This window comes from Halothiobacillus sp. DCM-1 (assembly GCF_045689735.1).
Taxonomy (GTDB): Bacteria; Pseudomonadota; Gammaproteobacteria; order Halothiobacillales; family Halothiobacillaceae; genus Halothiobacillus.
In genome coordinates, this window is record NZ_CP142685.1 from 816,742 (window position 1) to 841,424 (window position 24,683).

Here is a 24,683-nt window from a genome sequence, read left to right on the forward strand (position 1 = left end):
GGCGGCCAGGGTTCAGATGCGGTGCGCCATCAGCGCGGCATTGCCGGTGTAATCGGCGGGGGTCATGGCCTTGAGTCGTTCGCGTTCGGCTTCGGGCAAGGCGGTCAAGCCGTCGATGAACTGCCGCATCGCTGTGGCATCGACGGTTTGCCCCCGAGTCAGCGCCTTGAGCTGTTCATACGGATTGGCCATGCCATAGCGCCGCATCACGGTTTGAATGGCTTCGCCGAGGATGACCCAGTGTTGATCGAGCTCGGCGCGTAGCCGGATCTCGTCCACTTCGAGCTTGCCGAGTCCTTTGAGCAGCGAGCGGTACGCAATCAGCCCATGCGCCAGCCCAACGCCCAGGGTGCGCAGCACGGTGGAATCGGTCAGGTCGCGTTGCCAGCGGCTGATCGGCAGTTTTTGCGCGAGGTGGGTCATCAGCGCATTGGCGATGCCGAGGTTGCCTTCGGCATTTTCGAAATCAATCGGATTGACCTTATGCGGCATGGTCGAGGAGCCGATCTCCCCGGCGACGAGTTTTTGCCGGTAATGCCCCAGGGCAATCTGCCCCCAGATGTCCCGCGCGAAATCGATCAGGATGGTGTTGAAGCGGGCGAGGGCGTCGAACAGCTCGGCGATGTAGTCATGCGGTTCGATCTGGGTGGTGTAGGGGTTGTACGCCAGGCCGAGGGTATGCACGAAGTTTTCCGCGAATGCCGGCCAGTCGAGCGCCGGGTAAGCCGCCAGATGGGCGTTGAAGTTGCCGACTGCCCCGTTGATTTTGCCGAGAATCTCGACTGATTCGACCGCCTGCTTTTGCCGCGTCAACCGGGCGAGGACATTGGCGATTTCCTTGCCGATGGTGCTGGGAGAAGCCGGTTGGCCGTGCGTGCGCGAGAGCAGGGGAACATGCGCCCAGGCGTGCGCCTTGGCTTGCAGATCCTGCAGGATCTCATCCAGGACAGGCAGCAGCACCGTGGCGCGGGCATCGCGCAACATCAGGCCATAGGCGAGGTTGTTGATGTCTTCCGAGGTGCAGGCAAAGTGGAAAAATTCGGACAGCGCCGCCAGTTCGGCGAAGTCGGCCACCTGTTCCTTGAGGAAATATTCCACCGCCTTGACATCGTGATTGGTGGTGCGTTCGATCGCTTTGACCCGCTCAGCCTGCGCGGGGCCGAATTCGCTGCCAATCTCGTCCAGAAAGGTCAGGGCGGCGGCGGAGAGTGGCGGCACCTCACTGATGCCCGGATGGGCGCTCAAGGCCTTGAACCATTCGATTTCGACCCGCACCCGGTATTTGATCAGGGCAAATTCGCTGAAAAATTCACGCAGGGGCGCGGTTTGGCGGGCATAGCGGCCATCGATGGAGCCGATGGCGGTGAGTTCGGAAAAGGGCAGTGTGCTCATGGAGATTCCTGTACTTGCGGAGTATGGGGTCATGCCGTCGGGATCACGCCGCCGGAGTTGGGGACAACACGCGGGTTAAATCGGCAATCAGTCGGCGGAAGGCCGCGACCATCAGCCGCTGATCGGCATCCAAGCGGGCGTTGTCCTCGTCGGCTGGTTCGTCGTGCTCTTCGGCATAGTGTTCGGTGGGTTTGATTTTGGTCAGGGAACCATCGGCGCGCAAGGTGAACCGCAGTTGCTCGTTCCAGATCAGTTCGAGCTGATCGACCTTCATGCCTTCGTGTAGATGGGCAATCACATGCGGGTCCGGCAGGGCGAGTTTGGCGACGGTGATGGTGCCGCCATCGCGCGGATCGACCAGCCGGGCGCCTTCGCCAATCGCAAAACCGGCGGGCGGTGCGCCGAGTAGCCAGCGCGCCAGATGGCCGGAGGTATCAGCCGCCGCGAACCAGGGCGACATGCGCCATTGGCCGAGTTGTTCGCGCAGGCTACTGCTCAAGCGTTCGATTTTGTTGGCGGTGATGGTGTCGAACCAGACCTGCTGATGGACGGGGTCGATCAGCGTCTGGGCTTGGCTCTGGCGGGGAAATGCCTGAGGTAGCAGTTCGAGCAGCACGGCATCCTTCATGGCCGCCCGTTCAGCGCGGGTCGGCTCGCCGAGTGTGCCCGCGCGTTCGCGCAGACGCGCCTCGACCGTTTCGCTGATGGCACGCGCGGGCACGCTGCGCTCCTCGCGTTGCTGTACCAGGCGAAGGGCCTGATCGGTTTCATGCACGAACAGCGAGCCAATCGCGGGCAGCCAGCCGGCCGATTCGATTTGCTGCGGTCGGGTGGGGGCGAAGGGATGCCCGGCCAGCGTGGTTTCGAGCGCGGCCGGATCAAGTAATTCGGATTCGAGACGATATACGGACAGTTGGCGAAAAAACATGGGGGCTCCTCTTGATGGCTGCATTATGCCGCAAGCGCACGCACGCCACGCAGTGGCGCGGTTATACTGCCAGAACCCCCAAGCCTTGATGGAAGCGATTTGTTATGAGTTCTGCACGCGCCGCCCCGGTAGAGATTCATCTGGCTGATTACCGGGCACCCGATTTTTATATTGACCGCGTTGATCTCGTGTTCGATCTCGTGCCGCAGGAAACCCGCGTGCGTTCAACGCTTCAGGTACGGCGCCAGGGCGCCCATGACCGGCCGCTGGTGCTCGATGGGGAAGGGTTGACGCTGCTGAGTGTGGCTGTCGATGGTCGCCCGCTGGCGGCGGAGGAGTTCGTGCGGGATGAGGTTTCCTTGCGTCTGCCCATCCCGGGCGATACGGCCGTGGTGCAGATCGAAAATACGCTCAATCCGGCGGCCAATACCGCGCTCGAAGGGCTGTATGTCTCCTCTGGCAACTTCTGCACGCAGTGCGAACCGGAAGGCTTCCGGCGCATCACCTATTTCATCGATCGCCCCGATGTGCTGGCGCGCTACACGGTGACCCTGATCGCCGACGCCGAGCCCTATCCGGTGCTGCTTGCCAATGGCAATCCCGTGAGTGCGGAGGCGCTGCCGGGCGGTCGGCACATGGCGCGCTGGGTCGATCCGCATCCGAAACCCTCGTACCTGTTCGCGCTGGTCGCGGGCAAACTGCATGCCGTGCGCGATGAATTCGTCACGCAGAGCGGCAAGCGGGTGGATCTGGCGATTTATGTCGAGGCGCACAATCTCGATCGCTGCGCGCATGCGATGGATTCACTCAAGCGGGCGATGCGCTGGGATGAGGAAGTCTATGGCCGCGAATACGATCTGGATGTGTTCAATATAGTGGCGGTCGATGATTTCAACATGGGCGCGATGGAGAACAAGGGGTTGAACATCTTCAATTCCCGCTACATCCTCGCCCGACCGGATACCGCAACGGATGCCGATTACGCCGGGATCGAATCGGTGGTGGCGCACGAGTATTTCCATAACTGGTCCGGTAATCGGGTGACCTGCCGTGACTGGTTCCAACTGTCGCTAAAAGAAGGGTTTACCGTGTTCCGCGATCAGGAATTCTCGGCGGACATGGGCTCGCGCGCGGTCAAGCGGATTGCCGATGTCAATGTCCTGCGCCAGTTTCAGTTCGCGGAGGATGCTGGGCCGCAAAAGCATCCGGTTCAGCCGAAATCCTATCGGGAAATCAATAACTTCTACACTTCCACCGTCTATAACAAAGGCGCGGAGGTGGTGCGGATGCAGCGAAACCTGCTCGGGGCGGAAAAATTCCGTGCGGGCACGGATCTGTATTTTTCGCGCTTCGATGGCCAGGCGGTGACGATCGAAGATTTCTTTGGCTGCATGAGCGAAGTTTCCGGGCTGGATTTGCAGCCATTCCGTCGTTGGTACGATGTCGCCGGTACGCCGGTGTTGACGGTCAGCGATGCGGTGGATGGCGGACGATACCAGCTCACCCTCCGTCAGTCGCTGCCGGGGCAAGCCGGAATCGAACCCTTCATGCTGCCGTTTACGGTGGCGCTGTTCGATGCCAACGGTCATCCGGTGCCGCTCGATGGTCAGGCCGAGCACACGCTGGTGTTGCGTGAACTCGAACAGACGGTCTCCTGGGCGATTCCGGACGCGAAACGCCCGTTGGTGCCTTCACTCAACCGGGGATTTACCGCGCCGGTGCAGGTCGATTATCCCTACACCCCGGAACAACTCGCCGTGCTGAGCCGGGCGGATACGGATGACTTCAACCGCTGGGATGCTTTTTTGCGGCTGATGCAGCATGTGTTGCTGGCGCGGATTCGCGCCGCCGCCGAACAGGGAAAACCCGGCACCGATACGCTACCCGAGGATTTATCGACCGCCTTCGGCGCTTTGCTGCATCACGCCAACGACGATCCGATGTTCGTCGCCGAATGCATTACGCTGCCGACGGAAAGTTATCTCGCCGATCAATTCAGTCACGATACGCCGGTGGTGTGGATTCACCAGGAGCGTCGGCGGCTGCGGGCGGAGTTGGCGGCTGCCTGGGCATCCACCCTGCACCTGTTGTACCGCAATCACGAACCGCAAGGAGCCTACCATTTCGATGGCCGCTCGGCGGGGCAGCGGGCGTTGCGGCGGCAAGTGTTGAGTTATCTCTGTGCGCTCGACGAACCCGCCTGGTGGCAACTGGCGGCGCAGCAGTTTGCGACGGCAAACAACATGACCGAATCGTTCAATGCCTTGCTGGCCTTGAGCGTGACCGGTGGCAGCTTGTTCGAAGAAAAAATGCAGGCGTTTGAAGCGCGCTGGCGGCAAGACCCTCTGGTGATGGACAAGTGGTTCGCCTTGCAGGCACAACGCACGGATGGTTCCGCCCTGGCGCGGGTGCAATCCCTGATGGCACATCCAGCGTTTTCCTTCAAAAATCCGAATCGGGTGCGCGCCTTGCTCGGCAGCTTTTCGCGGGGTAATTTGTTGCACTTCCATGCAGCGGATGGCGAGAGTTATCGCTGGTTTGCCGACCGCATCATCGAGCTGGATGCGATGAATCCGCAGATTGCCGCGCGCATGGCCTCGGTGTTCAATACCTGGCGGCGGTTCGATGGCGGACGCGCGGCAGCGATGCGCGCGGTGCTGGAAAAGCTGCATGATCGCCCCGACTGTTCACCGGATCTGGCGGAAATTACGGGCAAGGCATTGGGCTAAGATGGTGGTGTTCCGTTTTTTTCCTGACTTCGTAAGGAATCAGCGCGTATGAATGTGATTATCGGCTGGGTGTTGCTGTTTGGCGCGGTGCTCGGTGGGTTTGCGGTGGCCGGCGGGCATTTGATCGTGCTGGTGCAGCCGGTGGAATACCTCATTATTTTGGGCGCGGCGATTGCGGCCTTCGTGGCCGGCAATTCCGGCAAAACCATGAAGGCGACGCTGGGCGGGTTCAAAACGGCATTCAAGGGTTCGAAATACAACAAGGCGCTGTATATGGAAACGCTGGCCTTGCTGTTTCATATCTTCACCCGCGCCCGCAAGGAAGGTTTGATGGCGATTGAAGAGGACATCGAAGACCCGCACGCCAGCGCCCTGTTCAAGGAAGCGCCCAAGGTGCTGGCCGATCACCATGCGGTGGATTTCATTACCGATTATCTGCGGTTGATGGTGTCGAGCACGCTGGATGTCCATCAGATCGACAATCTCATGGATATCGACATCGAAACGCATCATCAGGAGGCTTCGCTGCCGGCGACCAATATCGGCAAGATCGCCGATGGCCTGCCGGCATTCGGGATCGTGGCGGCGGTACTCGGGGTGGTACACACCATGGAATCGGTTGCCGAACCGCCCGCCGTGCTCGGTGGGTTGATCGCCGCCGCGCTGGTCGGTACCTTCCTCGGTATTCTGGTTTCCTATGGTTTGGTGGCGCCGGTATCGGCCAACATCGAACACAAGGTCAATGATTCCACCAAGTATTATCAAAGCATCAAGGCTGCGATGATTGCGTTCATGAACGGCTATCCGCCGCAGGTGGCAGCGGAGTTCGGCCGTAAGGTACTGTTTTCGGCGGATCGGCCAAGCTTCCAGGAACTGGAAGAATTCTTGAAGAAGAAATAACCCCAGGCAGCACGACGCATCATGGCGGAACAAGCGGATCAGGCGAAGCCGATTATCATCAAGAAGGTCAATAAAGGGCACGGCGGCCATCACGGCGGTGCCTGGAAGATCGCCTATGCCGATTTCGTGACCGCGATGATGGCGTTCTTCCTGCTGATGTGGCTGTTGGGCTCGGTGGGTGAAGTCAAACTGAAAGGGATCGCCAATTACTTCAGTAACCCGGTCAAGGTGACGCTGGAAGGCGGACCGAGCGCGGGGATGTCGGTCAGTTTGATCAATGGCGGCGGGGATGACCTAACCAAACAGGACGGACAGGTGAAAAACGGCAGTGAGCCGCCGGTGAAGATCGAGATCGATCAGAAAAAAATGACCGAGGCGGAAGCCCGCAAGAAAGTCGAGGAAGAAGACAAAAAACGCATCGAAAACCTGAAGCAGGAGCTGGAATCGCTGATCAATGTCGATCCGCAGCTCAAGGCGTACAAGGATCAAATCAAGCTGGATATGACCCGGGATGGCCTGCGTATCCAGATTCTCGATCAGGCCAACCGGCCAATGTTCAAGGTCAGCTCAACCAAGCTGGAGCCTTACGCGGCGGAGATTCTGAAAAAGCTGGCACCGGTCATCAACAAACTGCCCAACCGCCTGAGTATTGTCGGCCATACCGATTCCATACCCTTCCCCGGCCAGGATCGCACCAACTGGGAATTGTCCGCAGATCGGGCGAACGCGGCACGGCGGGAGTTGGTCACGGATGGTTATGACGAGAAAAAACTGCTGCGTGTGATCGGCATGGCGGATGCGTTACCGCTGATTCCCGAGGATCCGGCGGATCCGCGCAACCGCCGGATCTCGATCATCGTGATGAACGACAGCGCGGCCGAACGGGTATTACATCCGCAGGATTTCGATCCGGCAAAAACGGGCGAATCCGGCGCGCCGGGTGCTTCGGCGCCTGCGGTGCCGCCTGCTTCCTCTGTCTCAGGGCAAGCCACGCCCGCCACGACAAACACAGGGGCGGCGCCCATCGCCACCATTAATGGGATTACGGGCGTGATTACCAACCCCGGTGATTTGCCACCGGCCGCCAAGCCTTAACGCGCCCCTCGCATGGCGCGCCTGTTGCAATTTGCCCTGGTGCTGATCGCGCTGGCGCTGGGGACACTGCTGGGGGTCGGGGGGCTGTACCTCGCCCAACGCGCCGGGGCACCGGCGATTCCGTTGTGGGTATTGGCCTTGATTGTTGGCGCGGCCTCGATGGCGGTCGGCTGGCGGTTTCTGCCCGGTTGGTGGCGGCCGGTACTGTTCTTTTTGCCCTTGGCCGCCGTACTTTCCCTGAGTGTGAATCCCTGGCTGCTGCTGATGGTTGCGTTAGTGCTGCTCGCGCTGCAATGGAACGCGATTTTCACCCGGATTCCGCTCTATCGTGCCGATGCCGTGGTGGCCGATACCCTGCTCGCTGACTTGCGGCAGAGCGGGGCGCGGCGCTTGCTGGATATTGGCTGCGGGGATGGGCGTTTGCTGTGGCGTCTGGCTCGTGCGATGCCGGACGGGCAGTTCGTGGGCATCGAAAGTGCCCCGATTCTCTGGCTGATTGCCCGCTGGCGCTGTCGGCGGCTGAAAAATTGCGTGATTCGGTTTGGTGATTTTTGGGCGGCGGACTGGGCCGGCTTCGATCGGGTGTTTGCCTTTTTATCGCCTGAGCCGATGCTGCGGGTCTGGCGCAAGGCGGGGCGGGAGTTGCCGCCGGGCGGGCGGCTGCTCAGCCTCGCATTTCCCGTGCCTGGGGTGACCGAGGATGCCTTATTGCCCGCCGGGCAGTTCGATGTGTTGGTTTATCATCGCTGGCGCGAGGCGCCAGCCAATACAACCGTTACGGAGGAGGGGACACCGATGAATGTCGTAGTGTTTCAACATGAAGCGTTCGAGGGGCTCGGGGCGTTGGCACCCTGGCTGAGGGCGCGTCAAGCGGTGATCACGACGGTCGAACAATTCGAACCGCAACCGGTCACGCCGCCGCCTGTGGCAACCGTGGATTTGCTGATCGTGCTGGGCGGGCCGATGAGCGTGCACGATACGGCGCAATTGCCTTGGCTTGTGACGGAAAAAGCCTATATCCGTGAGGCCTTGGCGGCGGGCGTGCCAACGCTCGGCATTTGTTTGGGGGCTCAGTTGATGGCCGAGCAAGCGGGCGCGGTGGTGCAAAAAAATCCGCAGCCGGAGATCGGCTGGTGGCCGGTGCAATGGCGGCCTGAAGCCCAGGCGATTTGGCCGGATGAACCGGCGCAGACGCGGGTGTTCCACTGGCATGGGGAAACCTTCGGCCTGCCGCCCGGCGCCGCGCTGCTCGGGCAAAGTGACGCCTGTGCCCATCAGGGATTCGTGCTACCGGGCGGGCGAGCCGTGGGTCTGCAGTTTCATCTGGAAATGACGGCAGAGACAGTAGATTGCTTGATCGAGCACAGTCTGGACGAACTCGTGGATGCGCCCTTCGTCGCCTCGGCCGAGACAATGCGCACCGAGCCTGCTGAAAGTTATGCGAGGAATCAGCAGATGATGGCGCAGTTGCTGCGGTTTTTGACCCGGATCGAATAATTTCCGACGGGCGCCTCAGCGTTCGCCACTGGCAAATTGCGCCAGTCGGCGGCGCAGCGGAGGGCAATGCTCGGTGATCATGAGCCCGGCATTCCGCAACCGCACCGCAAGGGGGTTGGTTTCGCGAAAGCCGTAATGAAAGGCATCCATCCCGTATTGCACCGTCAGGTTATCCGCCCGGCGGTTCCGCTCATAACGCATCAGCAGTGCCGCGAGTCCAAGATCTGCCTGATCCTTGAGACAGTCGAACAGCGCGCGGGCATCGGCAAATCCCAGGTTCACGCCTTGGCCGGCGAGGGGGTGAATGGTGTGCGCCGCATCGCCGATCAGCACCGTCCGGGCGGCCTGATAGCGCGCGGCGTGCAGGCGGCGGATCGGGAAGCTGGCGCGCCGTTCGATGGCGGTGATTTCGCCGAGTTCTGGCGGAAATGCCTGATGCACCACGCGCAATAGGGCGTCATCGGACAAGGCTTGCCGCGCCGCCACCCGGTCGGGCTGGTCATACCAGACCAGAGAACCCCGCGCCCCCGCGAGCGGCAGAAAAGCCTGCGGACCCTGCGGGGTGAACCGTTGCCAGGTGATGTCCTGCTGCGGATAGGCCGTGTGGACGCTGAGCACCTGGGCGGCTGTGTCGTAGTCGTGCCGCCTGATCTCCAGCCCGATGTGCTGGCGCACCCAGGAGTGTGCGCCATCGGCACCGATCAGCAGCGAAGTCTGCACGCGGCGCCCATCGCTCAATGTCAGCGTGCCGAACGCTTTGCCCGCCTGCCAATGCTGGGGCTGTACCGCCTGCGCCGGGCGAATCGCCGGACACTGCGCCACGGCCTGCCATAGCCCGGCTTGAATGACCTGATTTTCGAGAATCACGCCGAGATAAGGGAACCCCGTATCGCGGGCATGGAAGCTGACATCGCCGGCACCGGCCTGATCCCAGACCCGCATCCGCCGATACGGCGCGTGCCGACTCTCGCGCAGGATAGGCCAGACGCCGAGCTGTGCGAGAAAATCGATACTCGCATTGGATAAGGCGGAGACGCGCACATCAAAGGGATCAGTCGCGGCGGGCAGTGAGGGAATGGGTTGTTCCTCGACCAGCATGACCGAATACCCGGCCTGCCCGAGTGCGAGCGCGATGCTCGCCCCAACCATGCCGCCGCCCACGACCACTGCATCGACGAATTCTGGATTGCTCATTCATATTCCCCGTGTGAGGCGAACCAGCCGGTTTTTGATGGGGCGTACCCCGTCAAGGGCGCTGAGTAAGGCACCGCGAAGCAGACCGGCACCGGGCAGATCGAGACTGAAGCCTTTGACCAGTCGGTCGGTCAGGCCGATGGTGCGGCGATAATCCGCCGCGCGGAGCGCCGTATAGTGTGACAGGCGTTCGGCCGCCCCCGGATCGACCGGCACGCCCCGGTCGGCGCGCAGGCTATCGACCAGATCGCGCACATCCCGCAAACAAAGGTTGAACCCCTGACCGGCCACGGGATGCAGGGCGTGGGCGGCGTTCCCGAGAATCACCAGCCGGGGGGCGGTCAATTCCTGCACGGTCACCAGATTGAGCGGATAGGCCGAACGGGCGGTGAGTTCGGTCAAGCGACCCAGGCGGGCGCGAAACAGTTGATTCAGCCGCGCGGCATAGGCCTCGTCCGAGAGTGCCATAAGCGCCGGGATGTCCTCATCCCGATTGACCCAGACCAGCGAGACCCGTCCAGCGGGCGCGGGTAGTACGGCCAGCGGGCCGCCGCGTGTGAAGCATTCAAAGCCGGTGCCCTGATGGGGTCGTTCGGGGCGGGCGGTGCAGACGATCGCGGTTTGCCCATAGGGTTGATGCTGCACGGTCGCGCCGGTTTGCGCCCGTACCGGCGAGTGCGCCCCGTCGGCGGCAACCAGTAGCCGCGTGCTCTGCTGTTGTTCGATGCCATCCTGCAGAAACCGGACACAGACGGACTGGCCATCGGCAGCCAGCGCATGGCCGAGATAGCGGGCGGGTTGCCGCCAGTCGAGTGCGCCGGGCGGCAGGGCTCGGCGCGCCTGAATGAGGGCTTGTTCGATCTGGCGATTGGCGATGACCTCCCCCAGCGCGACCCCGTGATTATTAGCGCGGGTGATGCGTGTCATCCCAAAGTGGCCGGCATCGACGACCCGGACTTCCTCGATCGCCTGAGCGTGCGCAGCAGTGGAGGCATCGACCAAACCCAGCGCATCGAGATACCGCCAAGAGGCTTCGGAGAGCGCCGTCAGGCGGGCATCGAAGCTCGGCGATTCGCCGGGTGCGGCACCTTCGAGTACCGTGACTCGCCAGCCCGCCTGCACCAGCGCATGCGCCAGCACGCCGCCGACCATGCCGCCGCCAACGATGAGAATGTCTGTGGAAGGGGCGGAGGTGATCATGAGGCGCGGGGCTGGCGGCGGGCAAACAGCGCTTCGATCTCGGCTACGGTTTTGGGCACGGCGCGGGTGAGTACCTCATGCCCCTTCTCCGTGACCAGCACATCGTCTTCGATGCGCACGCCAATGCCGCGATAGGCTTTGGGGAGGTCGTCGGCCTCATCGAGATACAGCCCCGGTTCCACGGTCAGCACCATGCCGGGCTGCAGGGCGCGCCATTGACCGTCCTCTTTGTAGCGCCCGACATCATGCACATCCAGCCCAAGCCAGTGGCCGGTGCGGTGCATGAAAAACCGGCGATAGCGCCCTTCGTCGAGCGCGGTGCGCAGAGGGCCGTCGATCAGTTTGAGATCGATCAGTCCTTGCGTGATGACGGTTACCGCCGCCTGATGCGGGGCGTCGAACGAAACCCCCGGCGCAATGGCCTCGATCGCGGCCTGCTGGGCGGCGAGCACGAGTTCGTAAATGGCGCGTTGCGCTGGGCTGAACACGCCATCAACCGGCCAGACCCGGGTAATGTCGCCGGCATATTGTTCAATTTCGGCACCTGCATCGATCAGCACAAGCTGACCCGCCTCCAGCCGGGCGCTGTTGTCGCGGTAATGCAGGGTGCAGGCGTTGGGCCCGCAGGCAACGATGGGCGCGAAGGAGGGTTCGCCGTGGTGCTGTTGAAAGACGCGATGCAGGCGGGCGGCCAGTTCGTATTCGAACATCCCTTCGGCCACGGCGGCGGCGGCGGCGAGGTGAGCTTCCGCCGAAACGGCCGCCGCCTGGCGCAGATGGCTGATTTCGGCCGGGCTTTTGATCAGGCGCATTTCGTGCAGCGGCTCGGCCAGATCTTTCAGGGTTTGCGGCGGCACGGTGCCACTGCGGGCTTTCTGTCGCAGGACATCGAAGGCATTCAAGGTGTTGAGCACCCAGTCATGGGCGGCAAACGGCAGGGTGACGCGCTCGTAGCCGGCCAGCAATTCCGGCAGTCGTTCATCGATCTCATCGAGCGCAAACGCCTGATCGGCACCGTAGTGCTGGCAAGCACCCTCTAGTCCCGTCCGGGCGCCTTCCCAGCGTGCCCGTTCCGGATCGAAAGGTGTGACGAACAGAATCACCTCGCCCTCGGCTCGCTTCGGGCAGAGCAGCAGCACGGCATCGGGCTCGTTCAGGCCAGTCAAATACCAAAAATCACTGGATTGCCGAAACGGGTAATGATTGTCGTTGTTGCGGATCTGCTCGCTGGCCGCCGGGACGAGCACGGCAGACTTTTTCCCCACCAGTTTCAGCAGTTGCTTGCGGCGGCGGGCATATTCCTTGCGGTCGGACGGACTGGGGGGGCGATGCGACATGGCGGTCATTTCCTGCGGCGGTGTCGAGTCAAGATTCGGGTCTTACGGGGACTGGGTTCGACGATGCACACCCAGCCGGATCAATGGGCGCGGGTCGGGGGTTGTGGCACCGGCGGATGGCGGTTAATGAATAACACAATCAACGCGGCACTCAAGTAATCGGTGATGTCTTGCAAGTATTGCTCATCTTCTTCGGTGGATTCCGGCTCAGCCAGCGCGTCGATATTGCAGAGGCTGACCAGATCATCGAATACCTCGCGGGCTTCGGGCGCAAGCTGTTCGGGCGGGCTGCCGCCCGCGCGGGCATAGCCGTAGAGCAGGCTTTGCGCCAGGTCGATCAAGCCCTGCAAACGCACGGGCAGGGGCTCGTCATCCGCGGGCAGCAGGAAACTGAGCCCAAGCTGATCTGCGCCGGTCAGTTCGTGGATCAGGGTATCGAAAACGGTTCGTAATGCATCGGCCAAGGGGGGCGTGGACAAGGGGGGCGTGGAACCGTCACTCTCCGTCAGCTCGTCGAGCCATTCGGGCACGGTGGCATGCCCGGCGCCCAACCAGAGCCCAATCAGCACGCCTTGTGCCTCGCTCGGGTTCAGGCTGCTGCCGAGTTCGGCGAGCGCATCGTGGCAACGCGGATAGTCGAGGGCGGGGCGGGCGTCGTTCATGGGGCGGTCATCAGGTAGTGAAAAGGGAAATCCCGGTGTCATGGTCAGATTGTCATAGCCTCTGCAGCAAAATGGTAGACTGCGCCTATGCCGGGATTGGACGAGAGTGTAACCCCGGTTGGGTGTTTCTTAACTCGAACTGTTCAGGAATGGGTGTTCATGTCTGTCGATTCTCTTGATTCTGCTGTGTTTGATCCCGCTGAAGAAAGCGCTCCAGCGGGTTCGGTTGACCGGCTCGCGCAGAAAATCGACACGCTGACTCAGGCGGCACTCGCCCTGCTGGAGCGCGAGCAGGCCTGCCGTGAAACCGCCGAGCGTTTGGCGGAAGATAATGCCCGCCTGCGGCAAATCCTGCAGCACACCCAGTTGCAGATTACTCAGTTGAGCCAGCAGATTCGTGGCTTGGAGGACATGGGGTCATGAGTGCCATCAAACCCGTGACGGTGCGGATTCTCGATAAGGATTACAAAATTGCCTGCCCGCCGGAGGAGCAGGCGGTGTTGTTTCGCACGGCGGATTTCCTGAACCAGGAAATGCAGAAGGTCAAACGCAGCAGCCAGACATTAAGTACCGAGCGCGTGGCGGTACTGACGGCTCTGAACATTGCGCGTGAGCTGATTGAACTGGGCGCGCCCCCGCCCCCGCGTGAAAATACCGCCGATCTCATCCAGCAGATTGACGCGGTGCTGGAAAAAATTGCCCGGACGGAACCGCGTCGTTCGTAAAGCGGGGAAATACGCCGCCTGCGGTTTGTTGACCATCGTGCCTAAGGATGATGTCCCGATGAGTAATCTATCGTGAGTGATTTATCGCCCGATCTTGTCTCGCCAGAGGTCTCGCCGGCCGGCCGCTGGGGGCGGGCGAGTCTGGTCGCTGCGCTCTGGATTGTGCTGGCGCTGCTGACCGATGCGCTGTTCCCCGGTGGCGCCACGGATCAGGTGGTCGGCTTATGGCCGGCGGATGCCGTCGCCCTCGGTTTTGTCCTAGCCTGGGGCGCCCGCGCTCTGGTTCCTCTCTTGTTCATTGTGGTGCTGTGCTGGAACCACTGGATGGTCGATCTTTCCTGGGGTTCGGCGCTGATCGGGGCGGGGGCGCTGGCATTGAGCCTGATTTTGATGCGGCAATTCCGACGCTGGCTCCAGCGGCATGTGCAGAGTATCTACGGTCGCCGTCTGCTGGGCTTGCCGCTGTCTGCGCTCTTGATGGCAACCCTGGTCACGGGGATGGGCATTTGGCAGAACCCAGCCTGGGTAGAAAATCATGATGCCATTGCCCTGTTCTGGATGGCGGAAGCGGTCAGCCTGCTGGTGTTCACCCCGCTGGTATTGAGTTGCCTGCATGAGAAAAATTGCCTGCGTGCGTGGCGTACCGCGCTCAGGTCGCGCGGGGCGCAGGATCGGGCTACCGTGCTCTGGTTTGCTGGCTGGTTGCTGCTCGCGCTGCTCTCCCTGGCGCTGATGGCTGCCTTGCGCCATTGGACGATGCTTGATTACAACGCGCCCGGGCTTCTGGGGCTGGTGGTGCTGATTCTGGCCGTTCATTCCCTGCCGATACAGTTGGTGCGTCCGTTGATCGCGGCCTATGTGCTGGTCTGGGTCTGGCTCAATGCCGTGATCGCCATGGGGACGAACGAGCCCGTCGCCTCCACCCTGGGCGATGAAGCGCTGGTTTTTGTGGCGGCGGTGCTGGCCGTAATTGCTACGGAAATGATGCAGATTTATCGTCAGTCCGAGCAACGCTTGGCCAAGCGGTTGGCGACAGACGGGCTGACGGATTTGCAGAACGATGAGGGGCTAGCGCAGACCTTGAAGCACTGGCCAGTCACGACCGGGGGGCAAATGCAGCCCATGACGGTGATCGGCCTGCATCTGCCGGATCTTGAAGAGATCGATGCCCTGATGGGGCATGAAGAAAGTAATCGTATCGAACAGCGCGTGGCGGAAGTCATCCGATCGGTTGGCTTTGGCCAGATGGCTGCCCGCGTGCGGCCGGGGTTATACATTCTGTGTTTACAGGCCGGACAAATCGGATTCCGGGCCGCCGATCTGGCGCGGCGGATTCGATTGGGCATCGAGGCGGAACGACAAACCTTCGGCGCTGGCTCTCGCTACTTCCGGCTGGCCTTGACGGTGTTCAACACCGCGCAGACCCAGGATTTGGGGCAACTCACCTCAGCCGTTCTGGCCGGTTGCCAGCAGGCATTGAATCAGCGCAGCCAACTGGTGCATGTGGAAGATGATCTGGCGATTCTGCTCTCCCATCGCATGCAGGAACTGGCCTGGGTGCAGCGCATCCGCTCGGTGCTCAATGGCGATGAACAGACGGGGCGGTTCGAGCTGTATGCGCAAACCATCCGGGATACCCGCCATCCGGATGTCAAAGCCTTCGAAGTGCTGCTGCGCTGGCGCAATCCGGACGGCGCGGTGCTGACCCCCGCAAGTTTTCTGCCGATTGCCGAGCGGTATGGCCTGATGACGGCCATCGATAGCTGGGTGCTGCGGCAAACCCTGCGGCAGCTCTCGGTCTCGCCGTGGGCGGCAGAAATCAGCAAGGTGTCGATCAACCTTTCGGGTGCCAGTCTGGTGGATCCGAATATCACGCTCGAGATTCAGCAGGCATTGGAGCGCACGGGGTGTCGCGCGGAACAGATTTGCTTCGAAATCACCGAAACCATGGTGATCAACGATGTGGCACAAGCGCGCCAGGCGGTGGTGGCGATCAAGGAATTAGGCTGCAAGATTTCTCTCGATGATTTCGGCACCGGCCTGTCAACCTTCTCGTATCTCAAACGCTTCCCCTTCGATTATCTGAAGATCGATGGCGAATTCGTGCAGCACATCGTCGAGTCCCGCATTGATCGGGCGATCGTGGAGTCCATCCAGAGCATCGCCTTCGAAATGAGCACGATCACCATTGCCGAGTTCGTTGAAACGCTGGATCAGGCGGAAATACTACGGCAGATCGGGGTGTTCTATCACCAAGGCTACGGAGTGGCCAAACCGCGACCCCTGAGCCAGTTCTTGATTCCGTAAATCAAGAGATTTTCGGTAGGGGCGTGGTTTTGGGCGGTCGGCACAACCCGTCTTCAGCCGGATCGGCTGCATCGTTGACTTTGTGCGCTCTAGCGTGGCAGACGGCATCAGGCAAGCAGAAGCCAATCAAATGGCTGGAAGAACCCAAGAAAAACCCCGTCAGAATGCGGGTTTCATGGGGATTTTGTCAGGCGGTGGAATTGCCTGAAAAAACGGATTTTTTGCCGGTGAAAGGAGTCGAACCCTCGACCTTCGCATTACGAATGCGCTGCTCTACCAACTGAGCTACACCGGCTAAGCGGCTGGGAATTATGGGGCTTTCTGTTGGGCTGTCAATCGGGAGATGGGTTGCGGCGTCTAGGTTCGCTGTCGAGCAGGGCGAGGGTATGCGCTTCCAAGGCTTTGAGATCCTCGATTTCTTCCGGGCTGAAGCCTGCTTGCAGGCGTCCGGGTTCGTCGTAGGGGCCGCGGATGCGTCCGGCCATGTATTTGTTGAGTAGGGCACGGAAGGTGTCGCGGGCATCGAGTCCGCGCAGGGCGCAATGGTGGCGGAACCAGCGGGTGCCGATTTCGACATGGCCGATTTCTTCGGTGTAGATGATGCCGAGGATGTCGGCAAGCGCGGTGTCGCCGTGTTGCCGCAGTTTTTCGGCGATGCCGGGGGTGACATCAAGCCCGCGGGCTTCGAGTACGCGCGGGATGAGCGCCATCCGCACTAGGACATCGTGATCGGTGGCGTGGACGGTTTCCCACAGGCTGTCGTGCGCGGGGTGGTCGCCGTAGCTTTGGCCGTGCTGTTGGAGATAGTCGTTGAGGAGCTGAAAGTGTTTGCCTTCTTCGGCGGCGACGCGCAGCCAGTCCCGATAGAAGTCGGCGGGTTGGTCATCGAAGCGATACACGGCATCGAGCCCGATATTGATGGCGTTGAATTCGATGTGGGCGAAGGCGTGCGCCATGGCGTTGCGCCCGGCCTGGCTGGCGGGGCTGCGGCGGGTGAGTTCTCGCGGCGCGCGCAGGATGGGTTTGGCGGGTCGGCCGGGATCAGGCAGGCGCTCGATGGGCTGGCTTGGGGGTTCGCGTAACGCCGCATCGGGCAGGGTTTGCGCTTGTTGGTAGAGCGCGGTTGCGGCCGTGATTTTCCGGGCGGGATCTGTGTCGATCAGGGCATGGTACGCGCGTTCCCGCAAGGTGCAGGAAGTCATCCGAGTTGCGCCCCCCGAGCCTTGAGAAACGCGCTCAAATCGGCTTCGAGGCTACGGTATTGCGCAATCGCGGCGCGGCCGGCATCGGTCAGCGTGGCGTGCCCGCCCCCGGCACCGCCCACTTCTTTGACGACGAAGGGGTGGTGGGTGAGTTGGTTGACTTCTTCGATCAGCGTCCAGGCGCGTTTGTATGACATATCCAGCACTTTGGCGGCTTGGCTGATGGAGCCGAGTTCGTCGATGAGTTCCATCAGCCGGACTTTGCCGACCCCGAGGTAGTATTGGCGGTTTTCACCGATGATCCAGAGGCGGGCGTGGATTTTCGCGCTGTAGGCATCGCCGGGGAGGCGGTGTTGACGGGCTTTTTTGGGCATGGTTCGGCTTTCCTGTTTCGATGGGTTTTTTATACCACATCCCAACCGTCGCGCTGCGTCTTGCTACACTCGCGCTTTGATTCCGGTGGGTGAATGGGGGGCGCACAGATGACGATTGCAACGGTTCTCGGGCAAATCAGTACGGCGGAATTCTTGCGGGAGTACTGGCAGAAAAAGCCGCTGTTGATTCGTCAGGCGCTGCCGGATTTTATCAGCCCGCTCTCGCCGGAGGAGCTGGCCGGCCTGGCGTGTGAGGAGGATGTGCCCGCGCGGCTGATTCTCGAATCCGGCGGGGATCATCCCTGGCAACTCAAGCAGGGACCGTTTACCGAGGCAGATTTCACGAAGCTGCCCGAGGACGGTTATTCGCTGCTGGTGACGGATTGCGACAAGCTGATTCCGGATCTGATGTCGATCGTCGAGCGCTTTCGTTTCGTCCCGGATTGGCGGATCGACGATTTGATGATCTCGTATGCGCCACCGGGTGGGTCGGTCGGCGCGCACATTGATGAATACGATGTGTTTTTGCTGCAAGGCATGGGGCGGCGGCGCTGGATGATCGAGTATCCGGTGATTCATCGGGAATTTGTGCCGGGGCTGGATATCCGCCTGCTGGCAGAATTTACGCCAACGGATGAATGGGTGCTCGAACCGGGCGACATGCTCTATCTGCCGCCCGGTGTGCCGCACCACGGCGTGGCGATCGATCCCTGCATGACCTTTTCGATCGGGTTTCGTGCGCCGTTGTGGCATGAGCTGACAGCCGGGGTGGCGGATCGCCTGCAACTCTGTGCCGATCAATCCGCGCGCTATACCGATCCTGCGCTGTCTTTGCAGGAAAATCCCGGTGAGCTGACGGCGGCGATGCGCCAGCAATTGCGCGCGGGGGTTCGCGCCCTGCTCAATGCCGATGATGCCCTGTTGGATCGGCTGATTGCCGAAACGCTGAGCGAGCGGCCGCTCGATCATGCCGCGTTCTACCCGCAGCAGGAACCCTTATCGCGGGAAGAATTGATTGCGGAGCTTCAGGCGGGCGAGGAGCGGCTGATGCGCACCCCCGCCGCGCGGTTGATTCTGGTGGAGTCGGAGTCGACCTACCTCGCCCACGATGGCGCCACCCTAGCGTTGACGCCGGCCATGCTTCCCCTTGCCCGTTTGTTGACCCGCGCGGTGTTTTTCGATTCTGCGGCGGTGCTGGCGGCGATAGCGGCGCCAGAGGCTGCCGATTGGCTGGTGCAACTCTATGCCGATGGGGTGGTGCAATGGCAACCGCGTTTGTTGCCTTGAGTTCATGTGATTGATAGGATTCAAAAGATGAGTCAATCAATAGCCAGACCAGTCGTGCTGGTCGGTGTCGGAGAAATCGGAGCGATTTTCGCCCAGGGGTTTTTGAAACTCGGCCATCCGGTCGTGCCGGTGACGCGGGCGCAGACCCTGATGCCGGTGCTGGCGGCAACGCCGGATGCTGAGGCGTTGGTGCTGGCCGTCGGCGAAGCGGCCTTGCCGGAGGTGCTGCGCGCGGTGCCTGCCGATTGGCATGACCGATTGGTGCTGCTGCAAAACGAATTACTGCCGAGGGATTGGCTTTCCGCTGGCATCGAAGACCCCACGGTCATTTCCATCTGGTTTGAAAAAAAGCCCGGCAAGGTGGCCAAGCCCCTGATTCCGAGTCCGGTCTATGGGCGACAGTCGGCATTGGTGCAGGCGGCACTGGCCACACTGAACCTGCCGGTGCGCGTCGTGACCAGTCGGGCGGCCATGTTGCAGGAACTGGTCATCAAAAATGTGTACATCCTCACGACCAATATTGCTGGGCTGCGGGTTGGGGGCGACGTGGCGACCCTCTGGCAGGCGCATCGCCCGTTGGCGGAAGCGGTGGCGGCCGAGGTGATTGCCTTGCAGGAAAAATTGGTGCAGCAACCGCTCGATCACGCCGCGTTGATCGATGGCATGTTGGCCGGGTTTGAGGGCGATCCAACCCATGCCTGCAAAGGCCGTACGGCGGCCGCGCGGTTGCAACGGGCGCTGCTGCTGGCGGCGGAATTGGGTTTGAAATTGCCGACCTTGCAGGCGATTGCGGCCGAGCAGCCTTGAGTCTGTGGCGATGAAATCGCGTGCCCTGCAGCCGGACTTGCCCTTGTTCTTACCCGACACGGCCGGGCGGTACGCCGGCGTGGATGAAGCCGGTCGTGGACCCTTGGCGGGCAGCGTGGTTGCGGCGGCGGTGGTGTTGCATCCTGATCGACCGATCGCCGGGCTCAATGATTCGAAAAAACTGAGCGCTGCGGTGCGTGCGCGGTTGTTTGATCAGATCGTCGCTGAGGCAGAGGCCTACGCGATTGCCGAGGCGACGGTCGAGGAAATCGATGCGCTGAATATTCTGCAGGCCAGCCTGTTGGCGATGCGCCGGGCGGTATGGCAGTTGTTGGATCAGGGCGTGGCACTGACGGGGGTGCGGGTCGATGGCAACCGTTGCCCGCATTGGCCTGATGGGCGGGTTCTGCCGTGCACGCCCATCGTCGGCGGAGATGCCCGCGATGCGGCGATTGCTGCGGCGTCGATTCTGGCGAAAGTCACGCGCGATCGGCAGTTATTGGCGCTGGATGCCATGCATCCGCAGTATGGCTTTGCCCAGCACAAAGGCTATCCGACGGCCGAGCACCTCGCGCGGTTGGCGGAGTTTGGCCCAAGCCCGGTGCATCGGCAAAGTTTTGCGCCGGTGCGTCGGGTTTGCCGACCGTAGCCCCGGGTCGTTACAAGCCGATCAGCTCTTTTGCCAGGTATCGCGCAGGGTCACGGTGCGGTTGAAGACCGGGCGCTGTCCCGGCTGGTGATCGACGCGATCGGCGACGAAGTACCCCTGCCGTTCAAACTGGTAACGGCGCTCCGGCGGGCAGGTGGCGAGCGCTGGTTCCACCATGCCGCGCAGCGTCTGGCGGGAATCGGGGTTGATGTCCTCCAGAAAATCGCGTTCGAGATCCGGCGCATCGCCCTCGCGTCGGGCGCCGGGCGCGGGGTGGGTAAACAGGCGGTCGTACAGGCGAATGTCAGCCGGGATGGCATCGGCGGTCGATAGCCAATGGATATTGCCTTTCACCTTGCGACTCTCCGAACCCGGCGTGCCGGATTTGGTATCCGGATCGAAGGTGGCCTGCACTTCGAGCACGCGGCCCTGTTCGTCGGCGGTAAAGCCGGTGCATTGGATGATAAACCCGTAGCGCAGACGCACTTCTTTCCCCGGGCTGAGGCGGAAGAAGCCTTTGACCGGCTCGGCCATGAAATCGTCGCGTTCGATCCAAAGCTCGCGCGTGAGGAAGATCTCCCGCGTGCCGAGTTCAGGGTGATGCGGGTGATTCGGCGCGAGGCAGCGTTCACGATGATCGGCGGGGAAGTTGGTGAGGACGAGTTTGATCGGGTCGAGGATGGCCACCCGCCGCTCGGCGGATTCGTTCAGCACTTCCCGCATGCAGTCTTCCAGAACGGTGAAATCGATCAGGCTGTCGGATTTGGAGATGCCGATGCGGTCGGTAAACAGCTTGAAGCCTTCGGGCGTGTAGCCGCGCCGACGGGCACCCTTGAGGGTGGGCAGGCGGGGGTCGTCCCAGCCATCGACATGCCCGCCGGTGACGAGCTGAATCAGCTTTCTTTTCGAGAGCACGACATAGGTCAGGTTCAGCCGGGAAAACTCGATTTGTTGGGGGAGGGGGCGGGTGAATTCCCCCAGCTCGGCCAGCCGGTCGAGAAACCAGTCATACAAAGGGCGGTGATCGGCAAATTCGAGGGTGCACAGAGAGTGGGTGATGCCTTCGATGGCGTCCGAGACGCAGTGCGCGTAGTCGTACATCGGGTAGATGCACCAGCCATCGCCCGTGCGGTGATGATGCGCGTGGCGAATGCGGTAAATCGCCGGGTCACGCAGGTTGATGTTGCCGGAGGCCATGTCGATTTTGGCGCGCAGGATGTGGGTGCCATCGGGGAACTCACCGGCACGCATGCGGCGGAACAGGTCGAGATTCTCGTCGATGCTGCGGTTGCGAAACGGGCTATCGATCCCGGGTTCGGTGAGGGTGCCCCGGTTGAGGCGCATCGATTCGGCATCCTGCGAATCGACATAGGCCAGACCTGCTTCGATCAGCCGTTCGGCGCAGTGATACAGCCGTTCGAAATAATCGGAGGCGTAAAACTCGCGCCCGCTGCTGTCGAAGCCCAGCCAGGCGACATCTTCGCGGATGGAATCGACGAATTCGGTGTTTTCCTTAGTCGGATTGGTGTCGTCCAACCGGAGATTGCAATAACTGCCGGGGCATTCGGCGCGGTAATCCGCCGCAATGCCATAGTTCAGAAAAATACTTTTGGCATGGCCAAAATGCAGGAAGCCATTGGGTTCCGGCGGGAAACGGGTCGCGACGCGATCCCCATAGGTTTGGTGGGCGCAGTCTTCATCGATGCGAGCGCGAATGAAATTGATGGGGAGAGCATTAGCGGGAGGCGTGTGATCGGTCATGACGCGGCAGGCAGTAGTTGCAATAAAGGCCACATTCTACGGAAAAGCCGGGGCGAACGGTCAGATCAATGGCCGCCGGGTTGAATGAAGCGGGCACTGCGGGTATGTTCCGAGCTGGGGTGACGCCGCAGTGAGGGTTCCGGAAGGATTCGAGCCGCACTGATCGCGCGCCATGCCGCCCTCGTTGCTTTCATCGACCGCAGGAGTGAATCATGGCCAAGAAAAAAACCGTTCAGGACAGCATCCATATCGGCATCAGCGCGGCTGACCGTCAAGCCATTGCTCAGGGCTTGAGTCAACTGCTCGCCGATTCTTACTCGTTGTTTTTGATGACCCACAATTTTCACTGGAATGTGACCGGCCCGCAGTTCAACAGCCTGCATACCATGTTCGAGATGCAATACACCGAGCTGTTCACGGCGGTGGATGAAATCGCGGAGCGGATTCGTGCGCTCGGGCATGCCGCGCCGGGGTCATTCAAACAATTCGCCGCGTTGGCCTCGTTCGAGATCCCGGATGGCGGATTGAGTGCCGAGGCGATGATTCAGCAGCTGGTGCTGGGGCAAGAGGCGGTAGTGCGCACCGCACGCGCGGTCTTTCCGATTGCCGAGCCGGCGAATGACCAACCAACGCTGGATCTCCTGACCCGACGGATGGATCTGCATGAGAAAAACGCCTGGATGCTGCGCGCCTTGTTGGCCTGAACCCTGTCGAAAGGCCGGAAAGCCCTGCCCCTGTGCAGGGTTTTTTGTTGCGGGATGTGTCCGTGGAGAACGCCATGCGGGTGTTGATTTGTCCGGATAGTTTCAAGGGTAGCCTTACGGCGGCAGAGGCTGCGACCGCCATTGCCCGGGGCGTGGCCGAGGTTTGGCCAGAGGCCGCGTGCCAAGTGATGCCGATGGCCGATGGTGGTGAGGGCACGTCGGCCATCCTCACGCAGGCTTGGGGCGCGGTCTGGCAAACCACGGTCGTTGCTTCGCCCAGAGGCTCGCCCGTGTCGGCCGGCTGGGGCTGGGATGCTCGGCATCGACGGGCGGTGGTCGATGTCGCTGCGGTCTGCGGCTTGCCGTTGACGCCGCCCGCTTTGCGTCAACCCTGGCAGATGGACACCCGAGGCGTGGGTGAGCTTTTGCAGGCGGTGGTGGCGCGTGGTGCGCGATCCGTCTGGATTGGGCTGGGGGGAAGCGGTACCAACGATGCGGGCGCCGGGATGTTGCATGCGTTGGGGCTGCGCTTTCTCGCTGCCGATGGCGGGTTCTTGAACCCAACTCCGGCGGAATTGGCCGAGGCCGTGGCGCTGGATTGGTCTGGGTTTCCTGCGGCGCTGCGGCAGATCGAATGGCAGGTGTTGACGGATGTCGATGCCCGCTTGACCGGCGCGGCGGGTGCCACGCACCGCTTCGGTGCCCAAAAGGGGGTTCCGTTGGATGAGCTGGACGCACTCGATGCCCGGCTGGCGCAGATCGGGCAATTGCTCGCTCCCGAGGCCGACTCGGTGCCCGGTGATGGCGCGGCCGGGGGACTCGGCTTTGCGTTGCGCACCGCATTGGGGGCGTCGTTGTCATCGGGCAGTGCGCGAGTGGCTGAGGCCATCGGCCTGGCGGAGGCGATCATGAGCGCAGATTGGGTGATGACCGGCGAAGGGCGCTTCGATGCAAGCTCCGATCAGGGCAAGGTTGTTGGAACAGTGCGTCGTTTAGCGGCGGCCGCCGGAAAGCCGGTATGCGTGCTGGCAGGGCAGGCAGACGCGGTGGCCGTGGCGCGTGCAGCCGAATCGGGTGTGTGTGTGCGGGCGGTCGTGCCGGATATCGCAACCGAGGCTGAGTCCCTGACTGAACCGGCCTCGCTGTTAGCCGCGTTGGCGGCACAGGTTTGTCGTGAAAGGGGGGGCTGGCAAATCAAACGCGGTAAGCCGACGCCTTGGGTCGAATCAACCGGCTGCCGGATGGTACTCGAATGCATCGACCCGGGCGGGCGGGAAATTGCGCCAGACGATACGCCACTCCCGGCTGCGAAATGGCGCGTCGATCGGTAGTCGGTGATCGTGCAGATGATAGGTGAACTGAATGAATCGGGTGCCGGGATGCGCCAGTGCCCGGATTTGTGCGCTGATCTGTGCCACGGTCTGCGCGGGCATGCTGCGCAGCGGCAGGCTGGAAACAATGGCGCGGATCGGTTCGTGCGTGGTGTCGAGCAGTTGCTGGAGGTGGCAGGCATCGCCATGAATGACCCGCACGGCGGGAAAGCGGCGCCGGAGGTGCTCTGCGAATGACTGCGTCCGCTCGATCAGAATCAGGTCGTCCGGCGCGACCCCCTGTTGCAGCATGGCCGCTGTCATCGGGCCGCTGCCGGGACCGAGTTCGATGATTTTGCCCTGGCCGTTCGGCAACAGCGCGGCCATTTGCGCGGCGAGATGCCGGGAACTGGGGCAGATGGCGCCGGTGTGTCGGGGGTTTTTGACAAATTCACGAACAAAGTGCAGCAGGGTTACAGGAAAACTCATGCAAAATACCTCTTGGGCTGCATTGTTGTGGGGCAATCCCTTGGATCGCTGCGCCGCATAGTACGAGGGTTGATTGATGGGCGGCAGGGGGTGAATGATGAAAAATTTTAATTTGTCTCGCGCGGTTCTCTATG

Annotated in this window: 22 protein-coding genes and 1 tRNA gene; 12 read left to right on the plus strand and 11 right to left on the minus strand. The window is 61.7% G+C overall.

Annotation, left to right across the window (positions count from 1 at the left end; all coding sequences use genetic code 11):
• Positions 1 to 12: 12 nt before the first annotated feature.
• Both purB and rdgC read right to left on the minus strand, forming a co-directional pair.
• A complete protein-coding gene (gene purB, locus VOI35_RS03855) occupies positions 13 to 1,383 on the minus strand; it encodes an adenylosuccinate lyase (RefSeq protein ID WP_407276790.1) in 1,371 nt (456 codons plus the stop codon).
• Between the two features lie 52 nt (positions 1,384 to 1,435).
• Positions 1,436 to 2,320: a recombination-associated protein RdgC gene (rdgC, locus tag VOI35_RS03860; protein WP_407276571.1), complete on the minus strand. Its 885-nt coding sequence runs from the start codon at positions 2,318 to 2,320 to the stop codon at positions 1,436 to 1,438.
• A gap of 104 nt (positions 2,321 to 2,424) precedes the next feature.
• On the opposite strand from rdgC, the gene pepN reads away from it, so the two are divergent.
• From pepN to VOI35_RS03880, 4 genes are read left to right on the plus strand one after another with little or no spacing between them, the layout of a single operon-like run.
• Positions 2,425 to 5,049 (plus strand): aminopeptidase N, encoded by a 2,625-nt coding sequence (pepN, locus tag VOI35_RS03865; protein WP_407276572.1) that lies wholly within the window; start codon positions 2,425 to 2,427, stop codon positions 5,047 to 5,049.
• 48 nt (positions 5,050 to 5,097) lie between these two features.
• On the plus strand, positions 5,098 to 5,949 hold the full coding sequence (gene motA / locus VOI35_RS03870) for a flagellar motor stator protein MotA (protein WP_407276573.1): 852 nt from the start codon (positions 5,098 to 5,100) through the stop codon (positions 5,947 to 5,949).
• A gap of 21 nt (positions 5,950 to 5,970) precedes the next feature.
• The gene (gene motB / locus VOI35_RS03875; RefSeq protein ID WP_407276574.1) at positions 5,971 to 7,044 is read left to right on the plus strand and encodes a flagellar motor protein MotB; all 1,074 of its coding nucleotides are present in this window, start codon (positions 5,971 to 5,973) and stop codon (positions 7,042 to 7,044) included.
• 12 nt (positions 7,045 to 7,056) lie between these two features.
• Complete coding sequence (locus tag VOI35_RS03880; protein ID WP_407276575.1) at positions 7,057 to 8,541, plus strand: glutamine amidotransferase-related protein; 1,485 nt, start codon at positions 7,057 to 7,059, stop codon at positions 8,539 to 8,541.
• Between the two features lie 15 nt (positions 8,542 to 8,556).
• Here VOI35_RS03880 and VOI35_RS03885 read toward each other — a convergent pair whose 3' ends face one another.
• The 4 genes from VOI35_RS03885 to VOI35_RS03900 form a co-directional block, all read right to left on the minus strand.
• Positions 8,557 to 9,735, minus strand: coding sequence for a UbiH/UbiF/VisC/COQ6 family ubiquinone biosynthesis hydroxylase (locus tag VOI35_RS03885; protein WP_407276576.1), 1,179 nt, complete (start codon positions 9,733 to 9,735; stop codon positions 8,557 to 8,559).
• Positions 9,736 to 10,935 (minus strand): FAD-dependent monooxygenase, encoded by a 1,200-nt coding sequence (locus tag VOI35_RS03890; protein ID WP_407276577.1) that lies wholly within the window; start codon positions 10,933 to 10,935, stop codon positions 9,736 to 9,738.
• Positions 10,932 to 12,272, minus strand: a complete 1,341-nt coding sequence (locus VOI35_RS03895) for an aminopeptidase P N-terminal domain-containing protein (protein ID WP_407276578.1) — start codon at positions 12,270 to 12,272, stop codon at positions 10,932 to 10,934. The genes VOI35_RS03890 and VOI35_RS03895 overlap by 4 nt, the downstream gene beginning before the upstream one ends.
• 80 nt (positions 12,273 to 12,352) lie before the next feature.
• On the minus strand, positions 12,353 to 12,934 hold the full coding sequence (locus VOI35_RS03900; protein ID WP_407276579.1) for a UPF0149 family protein: 582 nt from the start codon (positions 12,932 to 12,934) through the stop codon (positions 12,353 to 12,355).
• Positions 12,935 to 13,093: 159 nt separating this feature from the next.
• Between VOI35_RS03900 and VOI35_RS03905 the strand changes: the two genes are divergently transcribed.
• The 3 genes from VOI35_RS03905 to VOI35_RS03915 all read left to right on the plus strand — a co-directional run bounded on the left by VOI35_RS03905 (position 13,094) and on the right by VOI35_RS03915 (position 15,966).
• Positions 13,094 to 13,357 carry a hypothetical protein gene (locus VOI35_RS03905; RefSeq protein ID WP_407276580.1) on the plus strand — a complete coding sequence of 88 codons (264 nt, stop codon included), beginning with the start codon at positions 13,094 to 13,096 and terminating at the stop codon, positions 13,355 to 13,357.
• Complete coding sequence (locus VOI35_RS03910) at positions 13,354 to 13,659, plus strand: cell division protein ZapA (RefSeq protein WP_407276581.1); 306 nt, start codon at positions 13,354 to 13,356, stop codon at positions 13,657 to 13,659. The genes VOI35_RS03905 and VOI35_RS03910 overlap by 4 nt, the downstream gene beginning before the upstream one ends.
• 72 nt (positions 13,660 to 13,731) lie before the next feature.
• Positions 13,732 to 15,966 (plus strand): EAL domain-containing protein, encoded by a 2,235-nt coding sequence (locus VOI35_RS03915; protein WP_407276582.1) that lies wholly within the window; start codon positions 13,732 to 13,734, stop codon positions 15,964 to 15,966.
• Between the two features lie 222 nt (positions 15,967 to 16,188).
• Here the strand turns inward: VOI35_RS03915 and VOI35_RS03920 are convergent.
• The 3 genes from VOI35_RS03920 to VOI35_RS03930 all read right to left on the minus strand — a co-directional run bounded on the left by VOI35_RS03920 (position 16,189) and on the right by VOI35_RS03930 (position 17,542).
• Positions 16,189 to 16,261, minus strand: a tRNA-Thr gene (locus VOI35_RS03920).
• A 37-nt stretch (positions 16,262 to 16,298) separates the two neighbouring features.
• Complete coding sequence (locus VOI35_RS03925) at positions 16,299 to 17,168, minus strand: ferritin-like domain-containing protein (RefSeq protein WP_407276583.1); 870 nt, start codon at positions 17,166 to 17,168, stop codon at positions 16,299 to 16,301.
• Complete coding sequence (locus VOI35_RS03930) at positions 17,165 to 17,542, minus strand: winged helix-turn-helix domain-containing protein (protein WP_407276584.1); 378 nt, start codon at positions 17,540 to 17,542, stop codon at positions 17,165 to 17,167. The genes VOI35_RS03925 and VOI35_RS03930 overlap by 4 nt, the downstream gene beginning before the upstream one ends.
• Positions 17,543 to 17,650: 108 nt before the next feature.
• Between VOI35_RS03930 and VOI35_RS03935 the strand changes: the two genes are divergently transcribed.
• The 3 genes from VOI35_RS03935 to rnhB are packed head-to-tail and all read left to right on the plus strand — an operon-like array spanning position 17,651 to position 20,285.
• Positions 17,651 to 18,829 carry a cupin domain-containing protein gene (locus tag VOI35_RS03935; protein ID WP_407276585.1) on the plus strand — a complete coding sequence of 393 codons (1,179 nt, stop codon included), beginning with the start codon at positions 17,651 to 17,653 and terminating at the stop codon, positions 18,827 to 18,829.
• A 27-nt stretch (positions 18,830 to 18,856) separates the two neighbouring features.
• Positions 18,857 to 19,636, plus strand: coding sequence for a hypothetical protein (locus VOI35_RS03940; protein ID WP_407276586.1), 780 nt, complete (start codon positions 18,857 to 18,859; stop codon positions 19,634 to 19,636).
• A gap of 10 nt (positions 19,637 to 19,646) precedes the next feature.
• Positions 19,647 to 20,285 carry a ribonuclease HII gene (gene rnhB, locus VOI35_RS03945; protein ID WP_407276587.1) on the plus strand — a complete coding sequence of 213 codons (639 nt, stop codon included), beginning with the start codon at positions 19,647 to 19,649 and terminating at the stop codon, positions 20,283 to 20,285.
• 21 nt (positions 20,286 to 20,306) lie between these two features.
• Here rnhB and VOI35_RS03950 read toward each other — a convergent pair whose 3' ends face one another.
• On the minus strand, positions 20,307 to 22,046 hold the full coding sequence (locus VOI35_RS03950) for a glutamine--tRNA ligase/YqeY domain fusion protein (RefSeq protein WP_407276588.1): 1,740 nt from the start codon (positions 22,044 to 22,046) through the stop codon (positions 20,307 to 20,309).
• A 212-nt stretch (positions 22,047 to 22,258) separates the two neighbouring features.
• Here VOI35_RS03950 and VOI35_RS03955 point away from each other — a divergent pair, with 212 nt between their 5' ends.
• Both VOI35_RS03955 and VOI35_RS03960 read left to right on the plus strand, forming a co-directional pair.
• Positions 22,259 to 22,750, plus strand: coding sequence for a Dps family protein (locus VOI35_RS03955; protein WP_407276589.1), 492 nt, complete (start codon positions 22,259 to 22,261; stop codon positions 22,748 to 22,750).
• Between the two features lie 74 nt (positions 22,751 to 22,824).
• On the plus strand, positions 22,825 to 24,081 hold the full coding sequence (locus VOI35_RS03960; RefSeq protein WP_407276590.1) for a glycerate kinase: 1,257 nt from the start codon (positions 22,825 to 22,827) through the stop codon (positions 24,079 to 24,081).
• On the opposite strand, the gene VOI35_RS03965 is transcribed toward VOI35_RS03960, so the two are convergent.
• On the minus strand, positions 23,977 to 24,549 hold the full coding sequence (locus tag VOI35_RS03965) for a class I SAM-dependent methyltransferase (RefSeq protein WP_407276591.1): 573 nt from the start codon (positions 24,547 to 24,549) through the stop codon (positions 23,977 to 23,979). The two genes, VOI35_RS03960 and VOI35_RS03965, sit on opposite strands and share 105 nt — an antisense overlap.
• Positions 24,550 to 24,683: the final 134 nt, after the last annotated feature.